The sequence below is a fragment of the Shinella sp. OV683 genome (assembly GCF_057787725.1).
The window spans coordinates 5,459,171-5,477,204 of sequence record NZ_CM173543.1 but is presented as its reverse complement, the minus strand read 5'-3'; the positions used below and the strand labels follow the sequence as shown (position 1 = coordinate 5,477,204).

The window sequence follows — 18,034 nt, the reverse complement described above, 5'->3', positions numbered from 1 at the left end:
CGATGCGCATCCTGTTCGCCCATCAGTACTTCCCCGGTCAGTTCCAGCGGATCGCACGGCACTATGTCGAAAGCGGCAGGCACGACATCGTCGCCTTCCACCGCGGCCTGCGAGACGGCCGCTCGATGCCGCTGATCGACGGCATCAGGATGCTCGAATACGGCCAGGAAGTGGTGGCCGACCGGCCTCGCGATCACGTCCTCTTTGGTACCGAGGAATTCATCCGGGAATCGGCAAGCCTCGCGATCCACGCCCATGAACTGAAAGAAAGTGGATGGCTGCCGGATATCGTCTATAGCCACACCGGCTGGGGCACCGGCGCCTTTCTGCATGACATCTTTCCCAATGCGAAATTCGTCAAATACTGCGAATGGTTTTATAACAACTCAGCTGAAAGCGGCGAGTTTCTCAATCCAGATCCGCCATTTGAATCGCGAATCATGATGAGCCTGATGAACATTCCGGTTCTCAGCGACCTCGCCCGCGCAGACCTGCTGATCGCACCGACCGAATGGCAGAGATCGCAATTTCCGTCACATATGCGCAATGCGATCGAGATTGCGCCCGACGGCGTCGATACCGCGCTCCTCAAACCTGATCCGCATGCCACGTTCGAACTTGCCAATGGTCGCCGCTTCTCCGCCGGTGATCGCGTTATCACTTACGTCGCACGCGGAGCTGATCCCTTCCGTGGATTTCGACAGTTCATCGACGCGCTGGCGCTCGTCCAGGAGCGTGATCTCGGTGTCGAGGCGATCATCGTTGGCGACAAGACTGTCTATTACGGAGCCGGAAACGGCACGGATCGCCACTTCAACGACGTCATGGCGTCGGCCCAGATCGATATGGCGCGTACCCACTTCACGGGCACCCTGCCCTATGAAGACTATCGCAAGGTGCTGCAGGTGTCGGCCGCACATGTCTATCTGACGGTGCCGTTCATCCTGTCGTGGTCGGCGTTCGAAGCGCTGTCGACGGGCTGCGCCTTCATCGGCTCGGATACATCGCCGGTACAGGAGTTCGTGACCCACGGCGAAAACGGCCTGCTCGCGGATTTCTTCGATGCAGAAGCACTGGCTGCCAACATCGCTCGCGCGCTGCCTGGTGGCAGCGAGATCGAGGCAATGCGCAGGAAGGCCCGCGAGACGGTCCTTGAGAGATGGTCGGCAGAGGGCGCAATCGCGCGCCACGAGGCGCTGATCGCCACGTTGATGGTCAGCTGAAATAGACCCTGGAATAGGCATCGAGCAATTCCGCACGGGCTGGAACGGGCGGGTTGGCCTTGACCTCCGCAAGCCGGGGATTGTCGATCACTCCACGCATTGCGGCGGCCAGGGCTTGCGGCTCCGAGCGGTCGGCGAAGATGCCTGCGCCGTGACGCTTGAGTATTTCCGGCGCGCCTCCATGCGGATAGGTTATGACCTGCTTTGAATGGTAAAGCGCCTCGTAGATCACCAGCGGCGCGTTTTCCCACCAGACCGAAGGGAAAACCATGCAATCGATATCGGCAAGCAGTTGCGGCATTTCCTCGGCCTTGTAGCTACCAGAGAAATGGACGCGCTTGCCGAGCATCTCGCTCGCTGCCTGCATGCGGCGATGAAGCACAGTATCCTCGATCAGTTGCGCACCATGCACGTTCAGCCTGAAATCCAACTTATCGTCCGACGCGAGCAACTCGATGGCATCGAGCAAGTCGCCAAGCCCCTTGACGGCGGCGATGTTGCCGAAATAGCCGAAGCACACCGGTCTGCCGCCGCGGCTCCGATGCGCTGAGCTCTCGACCGGCGTGCCCACATAGCCGTTTTCCACGACAGCGATCCGATCACCGTTTCCGAGTGCGCGATCGAACATTTGCTTGAGGAAATGCGACGGCGACACCAGCCGGTCGCACAAGGAAAGCGCATTCTTGACATTGAGCGCCCGCATGGCGAATTCATTGGCATTGCGGTCAGGCAAACACTTCAGACATTCATGCAGCTCCGGGCCGCCGCACCTCTCCTTGCTGGCCTGCTTGTAGAGCTGACCGTTGTTGGCACAGATCAGATAATAGTCATGCAAGGTCAGCACGATTCGCGTATCCGGCAGCACATTGCGGACCATGTGAATGGCCTCAAGTCCGAAATTGATCACGTGATGAAAATGCACGACATCGGGACGGAGATGTTCGAGATAACAGCGAAACTCGCGCAGGAACTCGAAATGGTCGTCCTGTTCGAGCGCGAACCAGACAAAGCGCGGCGCATAAAGTGCCGCCTCGCGATTGTCCGGCGACAGCGCAAGCATGCGCGCCCCCTGCGCTGTCTGAAATCGAGATTCGCTGTGAGCCCCGAGATACCAACTGTCGAGACCGGATTTCAGCGCTTCGCGATGCAGCGCCAGCGCCGTCAGCTCCGTCCCGCCCGGGAAGAAATGCGGATGGCCATGCGCGATCTGCAGGATGCGCTTTGCTTGTCCGGGCTGCGTCATATCGACATTCCGTCCGCCATGATCTCTTCGATCTGGCTCGACCATCTCAATGTATGGAGTGCCTGGTTATAGGCTAATGTACCTGAGATCAGCTGCCCCAGATCCTTCGGCATGGACTGCCGCTCGAAATGAAACAGCAAGATTGACGGCATATACAAGCTGACACCGCCGTTTTGGCGCAGCTTGAGGCAAAGATCGCTGTCCTCGAAATCACCGATGATGTAGTCGCTGGTGAAACCGCCGACCGCCAAGTAGTCCGCCTTGCGGATCAGCATGCAGGCGCCGGTCACCGCCGACACGGCCCATTCGACATTTGCGGCCGCGAAATCCGAGCCGTAACCCTTCCAGTAATGCATGTTCTGCCATTGGCCATTCGACAGTCGGTAGAAATACATCCCGGCATGCTGGAGCGTCATATCGGCATAGACCAGCTTTGGCCCAATGACCGAGAAGGCTGGCAAGGTGCCAAGCCGCCGAAGGGCGGGCTCAAGCCAGCCTTTGCCCTCCGGGATGACATCGGAATTCATCAGGACGAGCGTGTCACCGGCTGCTTCGTCGACGCCGAAATTGTTGGCGAGCGCATAGCCGCCATTGACGGCGAGCATGACCAGCTTCATGTCCAGCGGATAGACAAAGGCCGAACCCTCAAGAATGCCGGCCACCTCAAGCGCGATCAACGGATCATCGAGCACATAGACGATCTCGCAATTCTCGCGAATGAACGGATCAGCGGAAAACGCCATCAGTTGCGAGCGAATGAAGCCAGTTTCCCGATAGAGTGGGATGATCAGCGAAACCGCTTGCCGCGATCGTGTGCCGTAGACGCGTGTCTCGCGCACGGACTGCCGTGTGTTTATCGCGGCCTGCAAAGGTTCGAGCGCGGGCGCATAGATCTTCTCGAGCATGTCCAAATCGAACGCATGAGCGGCGATTGAATCGACAATGAGCTTGCGCTTGCCGATCAAATCCTGTGTCCCGGATTCCGCCGAGGCGATATGGCTTTCGCCGATGGAAAGCGTGATCCGCACGGCAGGTGCCGCCAAAGGCATGCGCGTCTCGGGCTTGCGCGGCAGGAAAGCCACGAACCGCTTGATCTGCTTTTCACCGCTGCCAAGATCGGCTCGCCCATCGAAGCTGATCCAACTCTCCATTACGTCCTGGTCTTCAAGCCCGGGATCGATGGCGATGAAGGCCTCGACCAGCCCATCCGGATCCAGATACCAGCCGCTCAGAAACAGCCCGCTCTCAAGCGGAACGGAGGTCACGAGCTCGAAATGGAAATTGTAGAACGTCTCATCGACGACGGCACCGTTGTCGTTGCGGCGGCTGAGCCGGTCGAGCAACGGGCCGGCCTCGTCATCGGCGAGAGCCAGAAGCGCGACGAGATCGGGATTTTTGCGTGAATGTTCCGCGTGAAATTTCTCAACACTCGGCTGGCTTCTCACTGTGGCCTCGACCAGTGCCGGCCCCTTGTCGCCGATTAGGAGATAGTCGTTGCCGGCTGGCCTAGCGGAAAACCGCACGGCCGCCAGCTTCCTCTTATCGTCATCACGGGCGAGAAAATGTGTGACGTGCTCGACTGTGCCGATATCCACGGTCTCACCGATTTCGACCAGCAAGTCACCCGCCGCAATGCCCGCACGCGCAGGCACGGTCGCGATGGTAGTATCCAGGCCTTCAATGACGTCCAGGGCGATCCCCGCCTTGCGCAGATCTCCTGTCGCCCGGAGCGTACGTGCCAGCTCTGCAAACACCGGATCAGAGCTGAGCTGAAACATGCGGGCGATGCCGAACAGCCGTTTGAGGAACAAGCCATGTGCAGCAGGCGCGAGCGCCACGGCAAGGAAGCTGCCGATATCCTTGGCCACTTCAACCGTGCCGGAGTGGCTATCGACGTCAGACAGATCCTCGCCAGCGGGCATCTGCAACAGGAAAAACCGCTCGCCGCCCGCGGTAAATTCCATCTGCCGTGCGGCACGTTCCGCCAGCGCCTCGACTACGTTTGGGTTGGCGCCAGCAACCGCGACGAGCACGCGCTGGCCGATGCGACAGAGCCGGACATTGGCCGACGTCAGACTACTGCTCACGGAAAGCCCTGTTGAAGCTCTTTTCGATCGGCTCGGCGAGGTAGGCGAGCGCCGTCCGGTGGCCGTTGACGATGAACACCTCAGCCATCATGCCGGGATAGAGAAACAGGTTCGGCTGCTTCTTCATGTCTTCCGTGTCGATGGTGGCGCGGAACACATAGCTGACTTCCCCGGTCCGCTCGTCAGCGGTACCATCGGGCGCGACATAGCTGACCTTGCCGATCAGCGGCTGCGCCTCGGATGAACCGAAGGCCGAAAGCCGGATCTCGACCTTTTCGCCGAGATGGATCGAATCGATATCGGCGGCGCGCGCATGGCCCTCGATCAGCATCGGCTGGTTGTCCGGAACGATATCCAGCACCGGCTGGCCGGCGATCACCGCCGAACCCTGGGTACGAATCTTGATATTGGCGATGACGCCGTCCTGCGGCGAACGGATCGTTGACTTGGCAACCACGTCCTCGGCCGATATCACCTCCTGCTGGACGCGGGCGACATCCGACTGCACCTGGGAAATCTGCTCCGAAATGCTGCGGAAATAATCCGACCGGCGATTGGCAAGCGACAGTTCGAGCTGGTTCTTGCGCTGGCTGTTTTCGGCGATCGCGGCATTGGATTCGGCGATCCGCGCTTCCATATCCACCACCTGCAGCTTCTTTTCGTTGACGACGCTCTTGGTCACCAGCTGCTTGACCTGCAGCGCCTGGTAGGATTCGTAATCGAAGCGCATCACCTTGGCCTGCTCGATCGATGACAGCCGACGGGCAACAAGCGCCTCGCGTTGGCTCTGCAACTGGTCGATCGACGACTGGTCCGCGGCGAGTTGGTCGGCAAACTGGTTGCGCCGCTCGGCAAACAGCTTGCGCTCCGTGCTGACGATCTGCGCGGCACTGTCCGGATTCATGCCATCAGGCACTTTCTGGTCGAAGGTGAATTCGGATTTCTCGTCCTTTTCGGCATAGAGCCGCGCCAGCCGCACACCCTGCACGAAAAGCTGCTGCCGGAGCTGGGTGGCGGTCGATTGGCTACGCGTCACATCCAGCGTCGCCAGCAGCGCGCCTTCCTTGACCTTTTCGCCCTCATGCACCAACAGCGCCTTGAGTGTACCGCCTTCGAGATGCGTCACCGTCTTGGTGTTGCTCTGGACGATGACGCGGCCGGAGGCGACGGAGGCCTGCACCACCGGCGTCGTCGACGCCCATGCAAAGAAGCCGCCGACGCCGATGACCAGCGTCGCAAGCCCGACCAGAACTGGACCCCAAAGCGTGACCGAGCCGCTGGTTTCCTCGGCAACCACCGTGTCCCAGTCGCTCAACGGCCGGGTAGTGCTACCGGTGCGATGGAATTCGGAAGGTGAAAGCGTGATCGGCTTGCTCATTCCTTGTCTCCCTGCGAGGAGACGACCCGGATGCCGCTGTTGCGGCGGCGATCACTCATCGCACGCGCTTCCGGCGAGATCATTTCGATGACTTCAGTGCGCGGGCCGAACTGGGTGATGACGCCGTGTTCGATGACCATGATCTTGTCGGCGGCCGCCATGACCGATGGCCGGTGGGCGATCATGATGACGATGGCGCCGCGCGCACGCGCCACTTCGATCGCGCCGATCAGCGCCTGCTCGCCACTGCTGTCAAGATTGGAGTTGGGCTCGTCGAGGATCAGCAGTTTCGGATCGCCATAGAGCGCGCGGGCCAGCGCCAGCCGCTGCATCTGGCCACCCGACAGCATGTGCAGCCCTTCGCGCACCGGCGTATCATAGCCATGCGGCAACTTGCCGATCATTTCATGGATGCCGGCCGACTGGGCGGCGGCGATGACATCGCGCGGATCGCTGTCCTGCATGCGGGCGATCGTCTGGCGGATGGTGCCGTCGATCAACGACAGGCTCTGCGGCAGGTAGCCGACGGCACGCCCGAAGGATCCGCGCTCCCAGAGATAGGTGGAGTGACCGTCGAGATAGACGCCGCCGGCGGTCGGCTTGATAATGCCGGTCAGACAGCGCGCCAAGGTAGACTTACCAGCACCGGATGGCCCGGCAATGCCGAGCACCTCGCCCGGCGACAGCGAAAAGGTCAGGCCGCGAAGCACCGGGATATCATGGCCGTCCGGCAGGTAGACGAGATTTTCGACCGACAGATCCCCATCGCCGACCGGCGCCGGCATCGTCTGGCGCACCGAACCTTCTTCATTGATCAGTTTCTTGATGCGACCCCATGCCTGGCCGGCATTGACCCACTGCTGCCAGCTCTCGATCATCCCGGCAAACGGCCCGACGGCCTGGCTGGTCAGCACCATGCCGGCAAACAGCACGCCGGCATTGATGGCGCCGGACAGGACCAGAAACGCACCGGTCGCAACCGTCACCATCTGCAGGCTTTTTTGCAGCGACTTGGTGATGGCGAGCACGACGCGGGTGCGGACATTGGCGGTGTTGGAATATTCCAGCATCTCGCCCTGCGAGCGGCGCCACATGCGCACCAAAGCCGGCAACATGCCCATCGCCTCGATCGCCTCGGCATGGCGCATGGAATTGGCAACTTCCTGCACATGCCGTTGCTGGGCGGCATTCGCCTCCTTGATCGCCTGACGCGTCAATGCGTCGGTGATCAGGTTCATCACCACCATGACGACGATGAAACCCAAGGCCACCATCGCATAAACCGGATGGATGAAAAGCAGGGCGACGAGGAAAAGGATAGACCAGAAAGCATCTAGCGGCATCGAAACCGAATTGCTGAGGACGAACTGACGGACCTCATTGATGTCGCGGATCACCGCGCCACCTTCACCCACACCACCCTCGATCGATTTCATCACCCCCGCCTGCAAGGCAGGCAGGTTGAGCCGCTGGGCAAAGCCATGCGCCATCACCGAATAGGTCCAGCTGCGGACGAAATCGAGCACGCCATACAGCACGATGCCGAAGATGCCGATGACGATCAGCCCATACAGCGTGTCGTAGCTCTTTGCCGGAAGGACGCGCTGATAGACCTGGATCATGAAGATCGGCCCGATCAGCATCGCGAGATTCACGAAAAAGCTGACGATCCCCGCATAGATGAAACCACGCAGGAAAATTTTACGCGCGGATTGCAGGAGAGTGAGCTGGCTATTTTTGTGCATACGACAGTCCAATGCTTACACGGCGCTTTTGCCATATAACTCGAATCCATTCTAGGTACGGTTCAGTTAAAATGGGATTTCGCCTATGCAAAAAATTGCGCACGAATCGGGCTTACCTAGCCTTTGACTACTCTGTTCTGGGGCCTTAGGAAACAATCAAAGCCAGCTTGCAGCAAACCAAGTTAGTGATTGCATGCCAGGTTCAGAGCCGAGATAGACAGATCGATGGCTACTATTGAGTAAAGTGGAGCAGATATGAGAACCGCAATATGCGCAATTGTTAAAAATGAGGCACCGTATCTGGCCGATTGGATCGCTTACCATAAGACTATCGGATTCGATAAATTCTTTATTTGCAACAACGAAAGCGAAGATAAAACGGGAGATATACTTGAAGAGGCAAAGAGCCTCGGGATATGCGAATGTTATTACTGGCCATACAAGGACGGCGTTCGAACTCAGGACGCGGCCTACAAACATTTGCTGAACGAGCACAGAGCAGATGTGGATTGGATGCTATTTCTCGATGTCGATGAATATTTGCTTTTGAAGAAGCATCCCGATGTTAAGGCGCTCTTGAACGATTATGATGGTATTTCAGCCATAGGAATGAATTGGCGAATTTTCGGTGATTCGGGTCAGTCTTCATACGACACGGCGCCGCTGTTCGAGAGGTTTTTGCAAGCCTCGCCCCGCAATTTTGGACCAAATCATCTCATCAAGACAATTGCCAGAACGGCAGACATTGTTACTGCTGGCGTTCATACTCACGAACTTGTTGAAAATGCTAAGTTCATCAATCCTATCGGCACGAACCTAAAACACTACCCCTCTGCGAGGCAAGATTCTGTCTCCCACGATATTGTGCAGATAAATCACTACTACTCCAAAACACTCGAGGAATATGTTTGGAAGAAAAACAGAGGCTCCGCCACCTTGTGGAAAGGCCACAAGGATTTCATCAGTCGGAACGATGACCACTTCAACTTTCACAACAGGAATGATTTTGTCGACGACGAAATTTTGACAAAAATCACCGAGGAATTTCGCTTGCTGAGATCCAATTTTAGAGACTGCTAAATAGCTCTTAGGATTCGATTTGAGGCCTTAATGCCGGCCGATTCCAACAGATGCAGATAGGTAGCCCCATGCATGGCACGGAGGCGCAGAAACTCGTCCCTATCGAATGCAAACATTTGCTGCAAACGTGACCGAGAAATTCCGCCGCAGATCTCCTCATATTTCACAACAGGCACGCCCATTGTCTGGCACATCTCATAAACGCGGCTGTCGTGCGAGATGCAGCCGGCCGGCGTGCCAGCCTGTATTGCCAACATCGCGCCATGGAAGCGCGTCCCCACAGCAAAATCGTGGCGGTGCAGTTCGTCCATCCATTGCCGAACGTCGGTGAAAGCGCGCGCATAGTTCCGGCACCACAGTTTGAAGGCTTCTGTCGGCAAATGCGGCGCGATATAGGCGCGATTGAATTCAACGGCCTCGTCGGTCAGCGAGTGAAACTCGCCGCGCCCCAGGCGGATCATATCGAGACTGTGCTGGACGATGTAGAGGCCGTGCGTCGAGGTGGCCAGATCAGCCAGATCCTGTTCGATCTTCGCAAGCTTCGGCAAATGCGGAATGCCCGCCGTAACGGCAACATTCTGTATCGGTCTGGCGAGCTTCATCTGGATCTGATCCAGGAAGGACATATCCGGCGCTATGAAGTTCGAGGGACAGCCCATCACCACTGCGCTGTCGCCCAAACCCAGCTTTTCCAGCTGCTGCCGCGTATATTCGCCGCGTACGCCGAGGTTGGGTCCACCCGTTGGCGACAGCGAAGCCATGGTCCTGACCCAACGCTCTGTGCCTTCAGTCAGCTTGATATCCTGCGCCTGGTCTGGCGCTTGCGCACCCAAGCCGATACCGATCACCGGAAGCTGCGCAGCCTCAAGCGTGTCAGCGATGTTGCCGAGATCGGTGTGGCTTCCCAATTGGTTGGCAAGCGGCATGACGATGATGTCGCCCGCTTCCTTCAACGCTTCCGGTCTCGAACCCAAGGGCATGATCCGATGTTCAGACGCGATGTGTTGCAGAACGGCAAACTGGAACGCCATATTGCCAGTGTTGCCGCCGGTGAGATCAAATAATCTTTCAGCACTAACCGTCCATGGATCAGGTATAAAAGGGCTCAGGCTGAGGACGATGACGCGCATGGGGATTCCGATTGTTTCGAGGATCTATGCGACTACTGTCCGATGTTGATGGCGTCAAGCTGACTGACGCTATGATTCGTTGAACCGACATATCTTTGGCGCTCGCTACGCCACGCCTTCATGCAAAGATGCGGCACCGAGAACCTCCTTCGCATACAGGTCCCTGCCTTCGATTTTCACCAGCAAGGAAAACTCTGCACCAAGCTTTCGCGTCTCAAACAGGACACCAATCACCTGTTGCTCGCGCTCGCTAATATTGGCCTTTAGAATCATCAAGCTAGAACGATCGCAAACGTAATTGAATGCGGCGATGGCCGCAGCGTGTATTCCACCGATTACAACAACGTCTGCACCCTCTCCCAATCGACAATAGTCAAGAGCGGACACAGACCCATCCGCAATCCCCTGCACGAGGCGAATACCGATTTTCTCCAGATTCTCCGAAAAGTCTTCCGGCGCGCGCCTTTCCTTATCTTTCATTGGAGCTGCCACGCCCGACACTGAAGCAAAACCAGCCGCAACGGCCGCAAGCGACAGGTCGGAGATGCCGTACTCGAACAGTTTCTGGCTGGGTGTCATCAGCCGCAGCGCCTGCTTGATATTATCGCCTATCGCGTCCCATTGCGGAGCATCGATATTGAGCTCGCTGTAGAGCATATCCCTCAGCGCATCGGTGAAGACCGGCGCCCGGCTCGAATATGGTATCGGCAATTGAGCCATCAATTGCAGCCCGCCAAGGTTGAACTTAGTCTCCCGAAAAGACCCGTAATATTCCTGTTCGGAGATCTCGAAATACCTGCAGATATGCCGCCCCGCCCCCCGATAATTCTTCAGCGTTTCTTTGGAAAAATCGGGCACGCGCAACCTGAGTTTTTGCCGCGCAGCCGCAAGAAGATCCGGGAAAAAGCGATTGTGAAGATGAGCGTATCCAATCCCCGTCGGTGCGAAGTTGGCCGCGTCGATCGTTGGCGTTTTGGTATCCCAGGAAAACAGATGATATCCCATATCCAGATCTATCCCCGAGCCGGTACGGACGATGGTCTTCTGAAAGCCCAAAGGATACGCACCCGTCGTTTGCGGAACATTCCAATACGAGCGCGACACTCGCAACACCGGGCGGCCTTCAGATGCCGCGCGGTCAAGCTCCGCAAATATGTCTTCACGCGCAGTCGAAAGGCGCCCATCGATCTCGAGCACGACAAGTTCGTCTATATCGAGGGGAAAAATCCAGTCGTAGCTGTCCTTCTCGGTTTCGATTATCTCGGAGACAATCGCGCCCTTGTATTCGAAATCGTAGCGACCACTCTTTTCGAATACGCGCACGCCAAGGCGTTCGAGATTCGCCAATATCTTCAATGTGTCGATATTGCTCGATCCGTTGTCGAGTATCATAAGGTTCTGGTAGCCGAACAGCCTGCCGTGGTAAGCAGCCCAGAAATCGAGCAGTTCCGTCTCGTCTCTTTGCATTGCGACCGCAGCGATCCGCATGCGATTACCTCTATGCTATTCTGTCGAAGCGCACGTCGTGGAAAGATGCTGCTGGACGATCTCGGTCCGTTCCGCTGGCGGCCTAACATTGCCCGCCAGCGTCGCCCAGCCCCCCGCGTTGCTTGCGGCCGTTCTCAGCGTGTCGGCCCAGGCGAGCACATTGCCGACCGGTACATGGATGCCGTCGATGCCGTCGCGGACCTTTTCGGCCATGCCGCCGATATCCGAGCAAATGACCGGCCGGCCGCAGGAAAACGCTTCCTGGATGATCATCGGCGAATTCTCCCACCACACCGACGGCATCACCACCCAGTCGACATGCGCCATGCGACGCGGCAGGTCCTCGGGCTCATAGGCGCCGACCCATTGCAGCACGCCACGCGCTTCGAGCGTCTCGCGAAGCACGCCGACCTTTTCCCGGAAGTCCTCAGGCTGCTCGTCGAGCTTGGCGCCATGTACCTCGAGAAAGAGCGGCGCCTCGATCTGCCTTGAGGCCTGTTCGAAGGCCTGCAGCAGCATATCCACGCCCTTAAAGCGATTGACCTGGCCGAAATAGCCAAACCGGTTGCGCGCCTCGCCCTGGCCAAGCATGCGCGGCGCAATCGTGCCGTGATCGACCTGGGCGTTCTCGATCACGCTGATCCTCTCCGCCGGCAGGCCCCAGTCGACGTAGCGCTGCTTGAGGAAGTGTGATGGCGCAATGAAGCCGTCGATGATCGAAAATGCATTCAGCAGCGAATTCTTCCGCAGCCAGATGTCTTCGCGGCTTGTGTCGGGGAAACACTGGCCGCAGGCTTCCAGCGAGGCGGCGCGACAGAGCCGTCCGCTGCCTGTCTTGATCATCTGGCCGTTGTTCTGACAGATCGCCATGAACTCATGCAGCGTCAAATAGATCTTCGCATCCGGCAGCGCGTTGCGGATCACTCGGAACAGGTCCAGCCCCATATGCGCGTAATGATGGGCATGCACGACATCCGGACGGGCAAATTGCAGCCACTCGGCAAGGTTCCTGGCGCCGGCGCGGCGCTCGACGCCCCGGAGAAACGTCCAGTCATGCATCGACTGTTCCCAGAAGAACTCGTTGTCGCGATACCAGCTGATGCCACCGGTCGGCGGTCGCTTGCGGTCGATACGGGCGAGATAGAAGGCCTGCTCGACCTCGGGGCTCTGGCTATAGCCCTGAAACAGGTTGTAGGAGGCGGTCTCGGCGCCGCCTGCGGAGAATTCCGGATGTCCCAGCGAAATGACGGCAATACGCATTGATTCTTCAAGCCTCTTGGGTGGTGGCGTCTTCGCTGGCTTGCCCGGCGCTTTCAAGAATGGCGCGCTTCCAGCGATTGAAATGCCGCCAGGCATTGAAGATGACCACCATCTGACGATAGCCGCCGTCTCCGATCGAGCCGAAGGATTGCCGCTCGAGATGCGTGAGCGTGAAGTCGTTGCTATAACCGATTCGCTTACCTGTGGCCTTGATCTTGAGACAAAGGTCGGAATCCTCGAAGTCGCCGATCAGGTAGCCCATGTCGAAACCCTCGACAGCCCAGAAATCTTGCGAGCTGATGGCCATGCAGGCGCCGGTCACCGCTATGCGCTCCTCAAGGCCACGCGCGGTATCAGCCGCCACAGGCAAGCCAGCCAGCGGATGCTTGTTCACCCAGATGGAGAATTCCGGCTCGTATTGGAATGCCATGCCGGCATGCTGGATCGAGCCGTTGGGATAGACCAGTCGTGGCGCGACAATGCCGTAGTCCGGGTTGGCCCGCAGCAATTCGGCAAGCCCGCTCGCCCATCCCGGTTGTGAGGGAAAGACGTCGCTGTTGAGCAGGATCAGGGTGTCGCCACTCGCATTCGCTGCACCAAAATTATTGGCGCCGGAATAGCCGCGATTCAGTCCGCCCCAGATAATCCTAAACGGGACGCGATAAAGCTCGTAAAGCAGCGGCGCTTCCCGCTTGAGCGCCTCAACAATGCCCGGATCGTCGATGACATAGAGCAGTTCGATCCTGTCCCGGAAATCCGCATCACCACTGAATGCCGCAAGCTGGTGCTCGACAAAATCCCAGCGCTTGTAGAGCGGCACGATCACGCTGATATCGCAGTCTTCGCTGATCTCGCCAAAACGCAGATCGAGTTCGCAGTCATCCGACCAGCCGGCCGCGCGCTGTTCGATGAGGGCAGAAAGTGCGGCGCCTTCGTTGCGCTCCAGCCGCTCGGCAAAGGTTGTAGGTGACGGTGCCAGCGCGAACAGCAACTTCGACAGCTTTATCGGGTCGTCGTGGGTGATCGCCGCCGATCCCGCCGCAGCGATACAGATCGTGCCAGGCCCGACTGCGATCAGCGCAACCTCATCACCCCTGGAAAACGCACCGGCAAAGCAGGTATAAAAGCCGGACTTTGTCGCCATGGCGCGAGGATCATCGTCATGAGCGCCAGCGACATCGTCACGCTCCAGGCCAATGGTGTCGTCGAGGGAACGCCACATGCCCCTGGCGACCAGCCAGTAATTCGTTTTTTGCGGCCCGAGAATCCACCCGGTGACCACAAGCCCGACGTTACCGACAGTTGCAACACCATCGATCGCGCAGGAGATGCTGGAGGGGCGCTCGGTGGAGGTCAGCGCGTTGAACAGCGGCCGCCAGGTAGCCTTACGCACCAGCAGGGGAAAAAGCAGATGTATGCGAGGCATCTGCTCGTTGAGAACCCGTTCGCCCTCCCGGATATCGGACGACAGCGAAATGGCGGTGACCTGGTTGATGTCGCCATGGCTGATAAACAGTTCGACAGAGGGCGCGGGTTCCTCGATATCACAAACAATCAGGAAACCATTGATATCGTCGCCGACCACGCCGTTGACATCAGCCCTTTCATGCCTGTGGTTCAGCCGCGCTTTTGATATTCGGAGCGCTATCGACTTCGAGCACCAGCCTGTCAGCACCACCGATCCATCGAGATAAACCGCATGGTCTATTTTCAGGACTGCACCTTCACGGAGGTATTTCAGCGTCGACCCGAAACTCTCGAGTCTCTGCCAATCGATTCTCGTACGTGAGGGGCGTATAGAGATTTCCATAAATTGCCTTTTCTCGAGCACAACTGTGGCATGCAAGTCACACCCAAAAAATATGTCAACCTGACTTACCCATCCAGCATGCTGTTTTAGACCAGGGCAGAGCGCACCACCATTGTGAAAACGGCCTTTTGCACCAGTTTCGCCCAATATTTGGTCGCTAGCATCAAAAAGCTGAAAATCAATTACCGCGCAAGTTCTAGATCTCGCAGTTGGAACCTTGAGGGGTAGCGTGTATCAGTCGATCTCGTCTCACATTCATCATGATTCGCGCAAGCAGGGGAGTTAGCATGGCAACGAATATCGGCAATAACAAAGATAACACCATCATTGGCAAATCCTTCAAGGATCAGCTGTTTGGCAACGGCGGCAACGACACCCTGAAGGGCCAGGACGGCAACGACAAGATCGAGGGCGGCAAGGGCAACGACACCCTGACCGGCGACAAGGCTGGCGGCAGCTTCAAGGACACTTTCGTGTTCGGCAAGGACTCCGGCAAGGATGTCATCACCGATTTCGACGTCAAGAAGGACGTCATCGAAATCGCCAAGGGCATCAACGGCATCAAGAAGGCCGCTGACGTTCTCAAGCATGCAACGCAGAAGGGCAAGGACGTTGTCATCGACCTCGGTGGCGGCAACAAGATTACCCTCAAGGACGTCAAGATCTCCGAGCTCAAGAAGGCTCCTGGCGATCACTTCGACATCGGCTAATCGCTGACATCGGCAAGCAAAAGGGCGCTTTCGGCGCCCTTTTTTGTTGCGTTGATTTCCGACGAAATCAGTTGAAGCGCTGCCAGATGGTCTTGTAATCGCAGTATTTATCGATCGCGTGCACGGAGCGATCGCGGCCGAAACCGGATTGCTTGAAGCCGCCGAACGGCGTCGCAAAATTCGACAGGTCATAGCAGTTGACCCAGACCGTTCCGGCATGGATGGATTCGGACATCCGGTGGGCACGATTCATGTCCGAGGTGAATACCGCGCCAGCGAGACCGAACGCCGTATCATTGGCAATATCAAGCGCCTGTTCTTCGGTGTCGAACGGGATGGCGGTCAGGACCGGGCCGAAAATCTCCTGGCGGGCGAGTGAAGCATCGTTCGTTGGCGCGATGAACACGCCTGGCGAAAGATAGTAGCCGCCTGTCTCGGCCATCACCCGCTCGGCGCCGAAAGCGCGCTTCGCACCCTCACGTTCGCCGGCTTCGATCATGCCCAGAACCTTACCGAGATGTGCGTCTTCGATCAACGCGCCGATCTGTGCTGCGGGATCCAGGGGATGAGCCAACGTGATTTCACGAGCGGTGACTTCCCGGATCTTTTCGACCAGGGCGTCCATGATGCTGGCTTCCGCGACCAGCCGCGTCGAGGCATGGCAAGTCTCGCCGGAGTTGTAAAAACAACCCCAGGCGGCAGCAGAGGCTGCTGCATCGAGATCGGCGTCGGCAAATACAACCAGTGGTGACTTGCCGCCGAGTTCCAAAGCCACGCGCTTGAGATTGCTCGCCGCCGCATACCCCATGATCAGCTTGCCGACTTCGGTCGAGCCGGTGAATGCGATCATGTCGACATCCATATGCTTGGCCAGCGCCTGGCCAACCTCTTCGCCATAGCCGGTGACGACATTGAACACGCCATCGGGAAGACCCGCTTCGCTGGCGAGCTCGGCCAGGCGAATCGCCGACAGCGATGATTGCTCGGCAGGCTTCAGCACCACGGAATTGCCCGCAGCGAGCGCCGGACCGAGCTTCCAGGTCTCGATGATCATCGGATAGTTCCAAGGCGTGATCGCGCCGATGACGCCGATTGGCACCTTTCGGACCAATGCCCGATCATTCGGGCCGGTGGGTGCGATCTCGTCATAGAGCTTGTCGCACATCTCGGCGTAGTACTGGATGCAATTGGCGGCCAGCGTCACGTCGACATTCAGCGATGCCATCACCGGCTTGCCGACATCGATGGTCTCGAGCAGCGCCAGTTCCTCTGCATGCTTGCGGACCAGATCGGCCCAGGCGAGCATGATCTTCTTCCGGGCCACAGGCTCCATCTTCCGCCAGACGCCGCTCTCAAACGCCTTGCGGGCAGAAGCGACCGCGCGGTCGATGTCATTGATGCCGCCGCGGGCGATATCGGCGGCGGGCTTGCCGTCCATAGGACGGATGCGGGTAAACGTCAGGCCGGTCGCAGCCGGCGCGCGGGCGCCATCGATAAACAGGCTACCATTCGGCTTGATGTCAGCAAGGGCTTTTTCCCAATAGGCGCGGGTATATTCGGTGGTCATCTCAAATCCTTACTTCATGGCGATCATGGCAGCGGCGATCCGGTCGATGTCGGCGTCCGTGACATCGCGGATCGTCGACTTGCGCATCGGCTGGTTTTCCGGCGCGCGCATCTCGGCAGCGAGATCGGCGGCGCTGACGTTGGCAAAGGCGTCGGGCAGCTTGCGGGCGATGCCACAACGATCCATCAGATCACTGATGAAGCCGGGCAGCTCGGCGGCCGATGTGAGACCACAAGCGCGGGCGGCCGCATTGAGATCGTCGGTATTCGCTTCCACCAACCACGGCAGCGTCGCCTCAAACCCGAGCGCAGTGGCAAAGCCGTGATGGACCGGTGCCAGGCCAGCCATAGCATGCGATATATTGTGCGCGATTGCCGTGCCACAATTGTCGATCGCAGCACCCGCGTAGCAGGAGCCGAGCAGGACATTGCCGCGCGCAACGAGATCGTCGGGATGCTTGACGGCGGCTTCGAGATTGGCCGACAGCAGCCGCAACGCCTCGTGCCCGAACAACTTGCCGGTCGGGTTGGCGTTTCGATTGGTCGAGGCCTCAAAGGCATGCACCAGCGCATCCAGACCGCACCACGCGGTCATATTGGCCGGCAGCGACACCGTGAGTGCCGGATCGAGGATGACTAGATCCGACTTGGTCTCCGGACCCCAGATCCAAAGCTTCTTGCCCTCGGAACCAGCGAAGATGTTGGTCGCCGATGTCTCGGACCCTGTCCCGGCCGTGGTCGGGATCATGATCTTCTTCAGCGCATTCTTCGGCAGCGGATTGGCCGCCAGCGCATAATGCATCGCGTCCTCACCCGATGCGACAGTGCAGGCGGTGATCTTGGCGATATCAAGTGCCGAACCGCCGCCGATGCCGATCACCAGGCTCGCACCTTCGGCCACCCTGCTCGCTGCCTGCACATGCTTCAACTTCGGCTCACCGGCAAAATCCGAATAGACCGCGGCATAGACGCCTTCCTTCGCAAGCAGGTCGACGACCTTAGCTCCGAGGCCCGAGGCCGTGAGGAAACCATCCATGACCACAACGGCCTTGCCGTTGTCGCACAGCGACTTGGCATGTGCGCCAATCCGATCGATTTCATTGATTCCGAACTGGATGTCGGGAACCTTCGAGAGGGAAAAATTCATAAAATCTCCGAGAGAAGCTTTCGGCGACGCTGGGAGTGCGCCGCGAATTCGGAGAAAAGCTATCTTTTTCCCGACGTCATTTCACGCATCAAATGCGACATGAAAACAGGGATAAAAGTGTAAAACAGCAAAGCCCCCGACAATGCGGGGGCTTCGGCAAAAACAGT

The 18,034-nt window shown here is 58.3% G+C and carries 13 protein-coding genes; 3 read left to right on the top strand and 10 right to left on the bottom strand.

Annotated elements, in window-relative coordinates:
* Positions 1-2: 2 nt before the first annotated feature.
* On the top strand, positions 3-1,223 hold the full coding sequence (locus ACXHRN_RS26540; RefSeq protein WP_488639254.1) for a glycosyltransferase: 1,221 nt from the start codon (positions 3-5) through the stop codon (positions 1,221-1,223).
* On the opposite strand, the gene ACXHRN_RS26535 is transcribed toward ACXHRN_RS26540, so the two are convergent.
* Genes ACXHRN_RS26535 through ACXHRN_RS26520 form a run of 4 tightly spaced genes read right to left on the bottom strand, consistent with a single transcriptional unit; the run spans position 1,216 to position 7,676 of the window.
* Positions 1,216-2,466, bottom strand: a complete 1,251-nt coding sequence (locus tag ACXHRN_RS26535) for a glycosyltransferase (protein WP_488639253.1) — start codon at positions 2,464-2,466, stop codon at positions 1,216-1,218. The genes ACXHRN_RS26540 and ACXHRN_RS26535 overlap by 8 nt on opposite strands.
* On the bottom strand, positions 2,463-4,553 hold the full coding sequence (locus tag ACXHRN_RS26530; RefSeq protein WP_488639252.1) for a glycosyltransferase family 2 protein: 2,091 nt from the start codon (positions 4,551-4,553) through the stop codon (positions 2,463-2,465). Before ACXHRN_RS26530 ends, ACXHRN_RS26535 begins: the two co-directional genes overlap by 4 nt.
* Positions 4,543-5,931 (bottom strand): HlyD family type I secretion periplasmic adaptor subunit, encoded by a 1,389-nt coding sequence (locus ACXHRN_RS26525; protein WP_488639251.1) that lies wholly within the window; start codon positions 5,929-5,931, stop codon positions 4,543-4,545. Before ACXHRN_RS26525 ends, ACXHRN_RS26530 begins: the two co-directional genes overlap by 11 nt.
* Positions 5,928-7,676 (bottom strand): type I secretion system permease/ATPase, encoded by a 1,749-nt coding sequence (locus ACXHRN_RS26520; protein WP_488639250.1) that lies wholly within the window; start codon positions 7,674-7,676, stop codon positions 5,928-5,930. Before ACXHRN_RS26520 ends, ACXHRN_RS26525 begins: the two co-directional genes overlap by 4 nt.
* Positions 7,677-7,931: 255 nt before the next feature.
* On the opposite strand from ACXHRN_RS26520, the gene ACXHRN_RS26515 reads away from it, so the two are divergent.
* Positions 7,932-8,756: a glycosyltransferase family 2 protein gene (locus ACXHRN_RS26515; protein ID WP_488639249.1), complete on the top strand. Its 825-nt coding sequence runs from the start codon at positions 7,932-7,934 to the stop codon at positions 8,754-8,756.
* Here ACXHRN_RS26515 and ACXHRN_RS26510 read toward each other — a convergent pair.
* From ACXHRN_RS26510 to ACXHRN_RS26495, 4 genes are all read right to left on the bottom strand, one after another.
* Complete coding sequence (locus ACXHRN_RS26510) at positions 8,753-9,886, bottom strand: polysaccharide pyruvyl transferase family protein (protein WP_488639248.1); 1,134 nt, start codon at positions 9,884-9,886, stop codon at positions 8,753-8,755. The genes ACXHRN_RS26515 and ACXHRN_RS26510 overlap by 4 nt on opposite strands.
* Before the next feature lie 105 nt (positions 9,887-9,991).
* Entirely contained in the window at positions 9,992-11,374 is a 1,383-nt protein-coding gene (locus ACXHRN_RS26505; RefSeq protein WP_488639247.1) for a glycosyltransferase family 2 protein, read from the bottom strand.
* 15 nt (positions 11,375-11,389) lie between these two features.
* Entirely contained in the window at positions 11,390-12,634 is a 1,245-nt protein-coding gene (locus ACXHRN_RS26500; RefSeq protein ID WP_488639246.1) for a glycosyltransferase family 4 protein, read from the bottom strand.
* 7 nt (positions 12,635-12,641) lie between these two features.
* A complete protein-coding gene (locus ACXHRN_RS26495) occupies positions 12,642-14,444 on the bottom strand; it encodes a glycosyltransferase family 2 protein (protein WP_488639245.1) in 1,803 nt (600 codons plus the stop codon).
* A gap of 287 nt (positions 14,445-14,731) precedes the next feature.
* On the opposite strand from ACXHRN_RS26495, the gene ACXHRN_RS26490 reads away from it, so the two are divergent.
* The gene (locus ACXHRN_RS26490) at positions 14,732-15,154 is read left to right on the top strand and encodes a hypothetical protein (RefSeq protein WP_488639244.1); all 423 of its coding nucleotides are present in this window, start codon (positions 14,732-14,734) and stop codon (positions 15,152-15,154) included.
* 67 nt (positions 15,155-15,221) lie between these two features.
* Here ACXHRN_RS26490 and ACXHRN_RS26485 read toward each other — a convergent pair whose 3' ends face one another.
* Both ACXHRN_RS26485 and ACXHRN_RS26480 read right to left on the bottom strand, forming a co-directional pair.
* Positions 15,222-16,721: an aldehyde dehydrogenase gene (locus tag ACXHRN_RS26485; RefSeq protein WP_488639243.1), complete on the bottom strand. Its 1,500-nt coding sequence runs from the start codon at positions 16,719-16,721 to the stop codon at positions 15,222-15,224.
* Between the two features lie 9 nt (positions 16,722-16,730).
* On the bottom strand, positions 16,731-17,867 hold the full coding sequence (locus ACXHRN_RS26480) for an iron-containing alcohol dehydrogenase (protein ID WP_488639242.1): 1,137 nt from the start codon (positions 17,865-17,867) through the stop codon (positions 16,731-16,733).
* Positions 17,868-18,034: the final 167 nt, after the last annotated feature.